This window comes from Halomonas sp. 25-S5 (genome assembly GCF_029889845.1).
Lineage (GTDB): Bacteria > Pseudomonadota > Gammaproteobacteria > Pseudomonadales > Halomonadaceae > Halomonas.
Genome location: NZ_JARANV010000056.1, coordinates 1 through 1,949 on the forward strand (window position 1 = coordinate 1; position 1,949 = coordinate 1,949).

Below are 1,949 nucleotides of genomic sequence, written 5' to 3' on the forward strand. Positions count from 1 at the left end.
TTCTATGGCAGTCGACGAATGGTGGTCGAGCTGGGCTACCGTGGTTATCAGATCAACCGAAAGCGCGTGCAGCGGCTGATGCGCGGCATGGGGCTCGCCGGCATGGCGCCTTGGGCCGATGACCAGCCGGCCGCACCCCGATCACAAGGTCTATCCGTACCTGCTGCGTGGCGTGTCGATCACGCGACCGAACCAAGTCTGGAGTACCGACGTGACCTACAGTGTGCCTCGACCCCGGAACCTGTCAACCTGATTCAGACAGATCTTTAAAAATTAACGTCGATTTTGCTGCGGTATTGCTCGCCGCCGTCAGCGTCGGGAAGTTCACTACGCTATACGGTGACGGGTCATCATCATCGGGCTGCACCGGATTGATCGAGACACTGGCCGGGGGCATCGCCACCGCTGGGCGCCCTTGGATAAACCGCTCGGGGTGCGCCTCGAAGCTCTCATCCAAGGCGCGCTGGCGTACCTGCGCGATAGCTTGATAACGCCCGGTGTAGACCTGCTCTGGCGTGAAGCCGGCTAGTCCGCTGTGATGGTGCTGCAGGTTGTACCAGTCGACATAGGTGCTGTACCACTGCCGGGCATGAGCGATGCTCTCGAATCGCCCCGGGTAGTCTGGCTGGTACTTGCTGGTCTTGAACTGGCTTTCGCTGAAGGGGTTGTCATTGCTGACCCGCGGCCGACTATGGCTGCACGTCACCCCCAGCTCTCCCATCAGGTCCAGATAGCTGCGCGCGATCATTGGCGAGCCCCGGTCCTGGTGCAGGGTCAGTGCCCCTTGGGGGATGCCGTAGCGGTCAACCGCCTCCTGGAAGAGCTGCTGGGCCAGCGCCGCATTTTCCTTGTGAGAGACCATCCAGGCCACGATGAAGCGACTGTACAGGTCCAGCACCACGTAGAGATTGAGATAGTGGCCCCGCCGCATGGTGGGCAATTTGCTGATATCCCACGTCCAAGCCTCATTGGCGGCCCTGGCCGTGATACGTGGCATAGCGTGGTGCTGTGGTGCCCGCTGAGGGCGGCGGTCGCCGCTCTCTTTCGCCTCACGCAACTGCCGATACCATGAGCTGAGTGATCCGAGATAGATCCCTTGCTGCAGGAGATCGTGGTAGATCTCATACACGGGCTGATCCCGATAGGGTTCGCTGTGGGCAATCTCGAGCATCTGCGCGCGCTCCTTGGCTGATAGCGCCCTGGGTTGCGGGCTGTGCCGTCGTGACGACGATGACTCTGTGGGGCGCTTATCCTGTCGCTTTCGCCAGGCATACACGGTGCTGCGATTGACACCCAAGGCACGGCAGGCCTGGGCCATCGAGACATGCGCCGGGCGCTCTTCCAGCACCATCATCATCGCTCGCTCCCATTGCTCATGCGATCGAGCATCGACAACGCTTTTTTTTGGAGCGACAGGCAGTCTTCGGCGGCCGACAATTTCTGCTGCAGCTTGGAATTCTCCTGCTCCAAGGCCTCGATGCGCTTCTGCTCCGGCGTCTTGCTCGCTTTAGGCCCCGGCGCGGTCTTGTGGAGCTTCTCCTCGCCGTCCTGAGCGAGCTCCTTGCGCCAGGTGGTCAACTGGCTGCTGTACAGCTTTTCGCGCCGGAGAAGCTCACCGAACTCGCCATGTCGGCAGGCATCGGCTTCAGCCAGGATGCGCAGCTTGTACTCAGTTGAGAACTGACGACGCGTGCGCTTCTCCAGCTTCGGATTGGGCGTGACCTGATGATCGGGCAGCTCGGTTGGCGGTTTAGGCATGGTACGGGCTCCTGAACCTCGGGCTCTGAAATCGAGTTTAACTCACTGAGCCGGTGTATGGATTCAGGTTGACACACAGGGACCCTGAAGGCAGCAGGAAGTAGCTGAATGGGCACGAGCATGACTGGAATACCTTCATGTCGAGCAGGATGCTCCTAGTGAGGGGCTGCCCTCTGCTGTGAGAGGGCATG

2 protein-coding genes and 1 pseudogene are annotated in these 1,949 nt (G+C 60.6%); 1 reads left to right on the plus strand and 2 read right to left on the minus strand.

Features of this window, described 5'->3' with window-relative positions:
* Positions 1 to 220, plus strand: a pseudogene (locus tag OP498_RS18285) (IS3 family transposase); the annotation flags it as partial.
* Positions 221 to 244: 24 nt separating this feature from the next.
* Here the strand turns inward: OP498_RS18285 and OP498_RS18290 are convergent.
* Both OP498_RS18290 and OP498_RS18295 read right to left on the minus strand, forming a co-directional pair.
* On the minus strand, positions 245 to 1,357 hold the full coding sequence (locus tag OP498_RS18290) for an IS3 family transposase (protein WP_280554786.1): 1,113 nt from the start codon (positions 1,355 to 1,357) through the stop codon (positions 245 to 247).
* Complete coding sequence (locus OP498_RS18295) at positions 1,354 to 1,758, minus strand: transposase (RefSeq protein ID WP_280554787.1); 405 nt, start codon at positions 1,756 to 1,758, stop codon at positions 1,354 to 1,356. Before OP498_RS18295 ends, OP498_RS18290 begins: the two co-directional genes overlap by 4 nt.
* Between the last annotated feature and the right edge of the window lie 191 nt (positions 1,759 to 1,949).

Coding starts and splice junctions, on each gene's coding strand:
- OP498_RS18290 (WP_280554786.1), bottom strand. CDS start 1,357: ATGATGATGGTGCTGGAAGAGCGCCCGGCGCATGTCTCGATGGCCCAG.
- OP498_RS18295 (WP_280554787.1), bottom strand. CDS start 1,758: ATGCCTAAACCGCCAACCGAGCTGCCCGATCATCAGGTCACGCCCAAT.